Genomic DNA, 6,803 nt, shown 5'->3' with positions numbered 1-6,803 from the left:
TGTCCGGGAAACAGCGATAGGGTCGTGGTGAGGGTGGCGCCGGCGGCGCAGTAGGCGTCGACGAGGGCCGTGTAGCCGGCGACGGGGATCTTCTCGTCGGAGACACTGTGGTACAGGTAGAGCGGGGCGTCGGGGACGGTGCCGCCGAGTTCGTTGGGCAAGGCCGCGGCGCGGAAAGCGGGGTGTGCCGGCAGGTTCGGAACCGCGGCGAGATCGTCGATGTGGATGTCCGGGTACTTCTGGGCCAGATCCGCACCGCAGGCGGACGTGTCCGCGGTGCGCAGCGCACTGCGGCCCTGGTCGTTCAGGAGATCGGCCAGTCTGGAGCCGGGTTCGTTGCGGGCCAGCCCGAGCAGGATCAGTATCGCCCCCGCGTCACCGTCGGCGCGTTGTGCCATGGCCGGGATATCGGTCGGGACGCCGCCGGCACTGACCCCGGCGAAATCCACGTCGGGAGCGTATTCCTGGCGCAGCTGCGCGGCCCACAGTGTGGCGAAGGCTCCACTCGAATATCCCCAGGCGCCGACCGGGCTCGCGGCGGCGATCCCGGCAGGAGCGAAAGACCGCGCGGCCCGGATTCCGTCCAGGACTCCACGGCCGGATGTCACCCCGTCGAAGAGCCGCGACTGCGGCCCTTCGTAATCGCTGACGACGACGGCCCATCCGCGCCGCAGGGCGTCCGCGAGGAACGGCGCGTCCTGTGCGACGGCCGCCATATCGGTGCCGTTGCGCCCGCCACGCAGGGTGAACGACGGGGCGCACCGGGTGTCGAGACTGTTCTCGGGAACCTGGTACGACAACACCGGCCGTGGCCCGTCCCAGGGCACCGGTGGCACCAGTACCGTCGTCACGTTCAGTTGGGGACGGTCTTCCGAATCGGTTGTCCGATAGCGCAATTGATGCGCGTCGACCGGTAGTGGCAGGCCGAGTAGAGGGATTGTCCGCGACCCGAGCACCGTTCCGTTCGGATGTGCCGCGAGATCGGCCGGTGCGGCATAGAAGGGATCCTCCCCGGGCGGTGGCACCGCGGCTTGCGCGACCGGCATCGACAGTGCCGCCGGCAGTACGACCGCGGCGAGCGCGAGGATCGCGAGCCGGAGCCGGCCGAGTCGCCGCGTCGGTGCCGGTCGCCGGCGCGCGCCGTGGACCGGTAGGTCGAATCCGCTGGTAGCCGGACATGCTGCCCGGCTCCTGTTCTTCCGATATGTCGACGGAGTCCGCTCGGGTTTCATCATGCCTTCCGTGTCCGGGCGGCCAACCCACACGCACTCCGGGCTCGCTGACCGGCCATGTCACATTTGGGCCAAGATCACGATAGCGTAACGACTGAATGCACGATAGCATAACGATCGCGTATTGGTTCCGGTCTATACGGAGCGCAGACGTATCTCGACACGCCGGGTGATCATCCTGCGAACGCCGTTACCGCACGGGACTGCGATCCTGGCGCAACGGCCGGCTTCGCAAAACAGATTTCCAGGCCTTGACCGCTGTGATCGTGGCGAGTCGTGGCCGGCGACCCCTGGAGCTCGGCTTCGCCGGGGCAGCCTCAGCGAACGACACCGGCGCCGGTGCGAGACCGAAGATGTCGGCGCGGCGGAAACAGGATGCGAACACAGATGTCGCGGACAGGAGATCCGATGCCGATTCGATGGATTCGATGGCTCGTGCTCGGGGTCATCACGGCGGCCACGTTCGCCACAGTGCCCATGGGGCCGGCGAGCGCCGACCCGGTCGATGACATCCCGGCCGGCCTCGAGTCGTTCTATCGCCAGCAGCTGGACTGGGGATCGTGTAACGACGCGGTGCTCGATGGCGCGGGGGCGCAGTGCGCGGGTGTTGTCGTGCCCCTCGACTACAGCCGACCGGACGTTCGAACGCTGACCGTGGCGATCTCGCGCATCCCGGCCACCGACCCCGCCCGCAGACGCGGAATCATGTTGTCCAACCCCGGCGGCCCGGGCGGCCCCGGGCTGAGCATGATGGCCGGCCTGCAGGAACGTCTCACACCCGACGTACGGGCCCGATACGACCTGATCGGCATGGACCCCCGCGGTATCGGCCGATCGGATCCGGTGAACTGTGCGCTGCCGCTGCCCACCATGTTGTTCTCGGCCGGTTTCGACGCCTTCGGTTTCGCACGTGACACGGCTCTGGCCGCCGCGCTCGCGGCGTCCTGTCTGGCTCCCGACCCCGAGAAGGCCCGCCAGATCACCACCCGCAATACCGCCCGGGACATGGACATCATCCGCAGCGCATTCGGTGAGCCCCGGATCAATTATTACGGCGGCTCCTACGGCACCTACCTCGGCGCGGTCTACTCCCAGATGTTCCCTCGGCGCACCGACCGGATGGTGCTGGACAGCGCCATGGACCCGGACCGCTACTGGATCGGCACCTACCAGGACATGGGCGCCGTGAACGAGGCCGGGCTCGACGACTGGGCGAGCTGGGCGGCCCGCCACGACGCCGACTACCACTTCGGTAGCAGCGGACCGCAGGTGCGCGCTTTCGTCGAGGACATGATCCGGCGCGCGGCCACACACCCGGTCGTCGGCAACGGCTACCTCATCGATGAACACACGGTGCCGATGATGCTGTTGGCGCTGTTGTCGAATCCGCGGAAGAACGCCGACCTCGCCGACGTCGTCCGATTGGTGGCCGATGCGGTGACCGGCCTGCCCGTCGACATGGAACAGCTGAAAACGAAGATCAGCGGTGGCATTCCGATGGACGCGTCGGGGATGGCCGCGGTCCTGTGTGGGGATCGGGCCGCACCCCGGGATCCGGCCTGGTATCAGCGCAATATCGAAAGCGCCCGGGAGACCCAGCCGGTATTCGGCGCGTTCGCCAACAACATCACCGCGTGCGCGTTCTGGCCGGACCCGATCGAGGAACCCACCGCTGTGCACAACGCGGCTCCGGCTCTGATCCTGCAGGCGAGCCGCGACACCCGTACTCCCTACCCGCAAGGCCTTGCCCTGCACGAGGACCTGACCGCGTCACGAATGGTCACGCTGGCGGACACCCGCGTGCACGGCGTCCTCCGCGCCGACCTGAGCCACTGCGTGGACCACGTCGTCGACACCTATCTCCGTGACGGCGTCCTCCCCGATGCCGACGTCACTTGCCGGCCCGACCCCGGCGCTCTTCCCGACAACTAGACCGCGGGGACCGGCGGCACGGTCCGAGGTGCTGTGCCGAGGTCGGGGCGGATGGATTCGCGCCGGCTTCCTCGTCTGCCTGCTGTACAGACCATCATCGCCGGCGAGGGTGGAGCACGACGCCGAGGCCGCGGTCCGTGCGGGCCGGCCAGGGCGACATGCCACTCATGTACCCGATGACCTCGCCCGGCCGCGGGGAGGGCGACGTAGTGTCCGGCTCATTGGGCGGTGGTGCTGTGATCCGCGGCCGGTAGGGGAAATCGGGCGATGAAGCTTTCGACGAATGTGCGAAGTTGTTCGTGACCCTGGTTCATCCCCACGGCACTTTCGTTGCAGATTATCCGGGCGGCCCCGGTGAGCAGGATTGCCATCACCACCGGCGGGTAGGTGGTCAGGTCGGCGCCGTGCGCACGCAGCACCATGGTGACCGCGGCGGTTTCGATATCGCGGACCCGCTCGGCGTAGGTTTTCAGTTCGGCGCCGATCACCTTCCGGTGGTTGGCCAGTGCTGTCCACTCCGTGCTCAGCCGGGTGTAGCGGGAGTCGGTGTTGATCAGCCACAACACCCGCAGCGGGTCGTCGTCGGTCAAGGCCCGGCGCATGCGTTCCAGCGCCCGTTCCGCGCTTTCGCGCAGTACCGCGACGAACAGGTCGTCCATGGTGGGAAAGTAGTAGTAGACCAGCGCCGACCGCACTCCGGCGCGGTCGGCCACCCGGCGGGAGGTCGCGGCGGCGTAGCCCTCTTCGTGCATGATCTGCTCGGTCGCCGCCATCAGTCGCTGCCGGGCGCCGGTGTCGGACGTTCGGGCGCTGCTGCGCGTGGCCATCAGAAACGCCCCGGTGCTTCGCTCGTCCGTTCCGGCCGCGCAGGTCGTATGACGTCCATAGGGCACGCTAACATTTTGCCGATCGATCAACCTCGGTGGAGTGGCCGGTCGAGGCCCGGTTCCGGGTGTGTTCCGGCGCGCCGGACCCCGGTGGAAACAGTCCGGTGCGACGGGTCTACTTCAATGTGCTGCCGGCGTCCACGGTCATCGGTAGCCCGGTGATGTAGCGGGCTTCGTCGGAGGCGAGGAAGAGTACCGCGTTGCTGATGTCGACGGGTTCGACCCAGCCGACGGGCAGCACGTGCATGAGCTGGGCGACCACCCGGAAGTCCTCGACTCCGGGATTGTCCAGGTCGGGCCGGAACATTTTCATCGTGTTCTCGTTCATGAACATCGGAGTGTCGACATTGGTCGGATGTACCGAGTTGACCCGGATGGAGTGCGCGCCCAGTTCGACGGCGAAGCTGCGCATCAGCCCGACGACGCCGTGCTTGGCGGCGATGTAGTGGCCGGTGTTCGGGTAGGCCTTGAGACCACCCACCGAACTCGTGAGGACGATCGATCCGCCGCGTCCGCCGGACAGCAGGTGTGGCACGGCCGCTTTGACCGATTTCCATACGCCGGACAGGTTGATATCGATCATCGTGGTCCAGTCGGCTTCGCTGGTCTTGTCCAGGGTTTCACCGCCGTTGCCGATACCGGCGTTGGCCACCACGATGTCGAGCCGGCCCAGCTGCTCGACGCCGGAGTTCACCGCTGCACGCAGCGCGTCGAAGTCCCGGACGTCGACCTGCTCGGTGATGATGCGCCGGCCCAATCCCTTGATCAGGTCGGCGGTCTCGGCCAGGTCCGCCGGCGTGGACGGTGCGATCTGGTCGGAGCCGCTGACGTTGGCGCAGACGTCCACGGCGATGATGTCGGCGCCCTCCTGCGCCAGACGTACAGCGTGACTGCGTCCCTGCCCGCGTGCCGCGCCGGTGATGAAGGCGACCTTGCCTTCGACTCGCCCGCTCATGAACCACCTCGTTCGTCGGAGATCGAACTCGCCGAGCCCGATCCTTCCCTTCGTCAGCTGATGCTGATCGATCGATAAGATTTGACACCCGGTAGCGCGGGTTGTCAACGGATCGATCGGTCCGGTGGCCGGGCCTGCGGTATCGGTGACGTGCCCCAGGGCTGCCGCCGAATATGGCGAAGGATCACGCAATGAGCTGGCGATTTACCAGTGTCCGGCGTGCATTCCGCCGGCTCGGCCATCCCTCGGCTCGCTGCGGGTCCGCAGTGTGGGTATTGACCGCGCCGACCGGTCGTGTTACCAATACGGACATCGCAGGGTGATGATCGATCGATCAAGAATATTGTTCTCTTGTCGAGTGGGATGTTGCGGCGGTGTACGGAAATCGCCTGCACCGGCGCGGCCCCTACCGAATTGACGATCACGCTGCGCTGGACGCGGTTTCGCGCGATGGCTTCGCCGCCCGGTGTCACGAAAGGCTGACCATGAACGACCTGGCATCCCTCGACTATTTCTCCGACGAATCGGTGGCTCAGGATCCGTACGAGTACCTGGCTCACCTGCGCAGCAGGAACCCGATCTTCCGGGAACCCCACCACGGGGTCATGGTGGTCACGGGTTATCGGGAGGCCGACGAGATCTTCCGGAACTCCGAGGCCTTCTCGGCCTGCATTTCGATCGGCGGCCCTTTCCCGCCCCTTCCTTTCGTGCCGGACGGCGACGATATCGGTGCGCAGATCGAGGAGCACCGTCACCTGTTCCCGATCTTCGAGCACATCGTCACCATGGATCCGCCGCGGCACACCCGGACCAGATCCCTGCTGAGCCGGCTGCTGACGCCCAAGCGGCTCAACGAGAACGGTGACTACATGTGGCAGCTGGCCGATCGCCGGCTCGACGCGATCGCCGGCGCGGGCGCATGTGAATTCCTCGGGGACTACGCCAAACCCTTCGCCACGCTCGCTATCGCCGATCTGCTCGGTGTCCCCGAATCCGAACGCGACGAGTTCCGGCGGCGATTGACCGGGCACGAGGAACCCGGCAGCCGGGTAGGCGCACTGGACAGCGAACCGGTGGGCAGCAACCCGCTGGAGTGGCTGGAGGAGACCTTCGGCGGATATATCCGCGACCGCCGGACTTCGCCGCGCGCGGATATCCTCGGCGTCCTCGCGACCACAACCTATCCGGACGGGACGTTGCCAGAAGTCATCGATATCGTCCGGCCCGCGACCTTCCTGTTCGCAGCCGGCATGGAGACGGTCACGAAACTGCTCGGCTCCGCTATCCGCGTGCTGGCCGAGCGCCCGGAGTACCAGCGCCTGTTGCGCGAAAACCGGGGGTTGATCGCCCCGTTCATCGAGGAATCGTTACGCGTCGAAAGCCCCACCAAGGTGGACTTCCGGCTGGCGCGCAGAGCGACGCGGGTGGCCGACACCGAAATTCCGGCGGGGACGGTGGTGATGCTGTGTATCGGCGCCGCCAACCGTGACCCGCGCAAGTTCGAGGACCCCGACGAGTTCCGTCTCGATCGGCGCAATTCCCGCGAGCACATCGCGTTCGGCCGGGGCATCCATACATGTGCGGGTGCGCCGCTGGCACGCACCGAGGGCCACGTCACGCTCGATCGTCTGCTCGATCGCTTCACCGATCTCGCCGTCGACGAGACCGTGCACGGTTCCGCCGCTGCGCGCGACTATCACTACGAACCGACATTCCTGTTGCGGGGGTTGCAGGAACTGCACATCACCTACACGGACGCGGCTCGATGAGTTTGCATATGGCCAGTGCGGCGCGGTG

5 protein-coding genes are annotated in these 6,803 nt (G+C 66.8%); 2 read left to right on the top strand and 3 right to left on the bottom strand.

The annotated features are described in order from the left end of the window. Positions 1–1,046: lipase family protein (locus ON38_RS03795; RefSeq protein ID WP_169333242.1), on the bottom strand; the 1,046-nt coding region annotated here is incomplete at its 3' end. Positions 1,047–1,640: 594 nt separating this feature from the next. Between ON38_RS03795 and ON38_RS03790 the strand changes: the two genes are divergently transcribed. Continuing rightward, complete coding sequence (locus ON38_RS03790) at positions 1,641–3,164, top strand: alpha/beta fold hydrolase (RefSeq protein WP_083872217.1); 1,524 nt, start codon at positions 1,641–1,643, stop codon at positions 3,162–3,164. A 218-nt stretch (positions 3,165–3,382) separates the two neighbouring features. Here ON38_RS03790 and ON38_RS03785 read toward each other — a convergent pair whose 3' ends face one another. Then, positions 3,383–3,991, bottom strand: a complete 609-nt coding sequence (locus ON38_RS03785) for a TetR/AcrR family transcriptional regulator (protein ID WP_051164336.1) — start codon at positions 3,989–3,991, stop codon at positions 3,383–3,385. Between the two features lie 175 nt (positions 3,992–4,166). Further along, the gene (locus ON38_RS03780; RefSeq protein WP_039822342.1) at positions 4,167–5,006 is read right to left on the bottom strand and encodes a mycofactocin-coupled SDR family oxidoreductase; all 840 of its coding nucleotides are present in this window, start codon (positions 5,004–5,006) and stop codon (positions 4,167–4,169) included. A 485-nt stretch (positions 5,007–5,491) separates the two neighbouring features. Between ON38_RS03780 and ON38_RS03775 the strand changes: the two genes are divergently transcribed. Further along, positions 5,492–6,775 carry a cytochrome P450 gene (locus ON38_RS03775; RefSeq protein WP_039822340.1) on the top strand — a complete coding sequence of 428 codons (1,284 nt, stop codon included), beginning with the start codon at positions 5,492–5,494 and terminating at the stop codon, positions 6,773–6,775. Positions 6,776–6,803: the final 28 nt, after the last annotated feature.

It is taken from the genome of Nocardia testacea NBRC 100365 (assembly GCF_000308775.1).
Taxonomy (GTDB): Bacteria; Actinomycetota; Actinomycetes; order Mycobacteriales; family Mycobacteriaceae; genus Nocardia; species Nocardia testacea.
This window is presented reverse-complemented; position numbering and strand designations above follow the sequence as displayed.

Excerpts from the sequence above, each read along its gene's own strand:
- ON38_RS03790 (WP_083872217.1), top strand. The coding sequence starts at position 1,641 with ATGCCGATTCGATGGATTCGATGGCTCGTGCTCGGGGTCATCACGGCG.
- ON38_RS03785 (WP_051164336.1), bottom strand. The coding sequence starts at position 3,991 with ATGGCCACGCGCAGCAGCGCCCGAACGTCCGACACCGGCGCCCGGCAG.
- ON38_RS03780 (WP_039822342.1), bottom strand. The coding sequence starts at position 5,006 with ATGAGCGGGCGAGTCGAAGGCAAGGTCGCCTTCATCACCGGCGCGGCA.
- ON38_RS03775 (WP_039822340.1), top strand. The coding sequence starts at position 5,492 with ATGAACGACCTGGCATCCCTCGACTATTTCTCCGACGAATCGGTGGCT.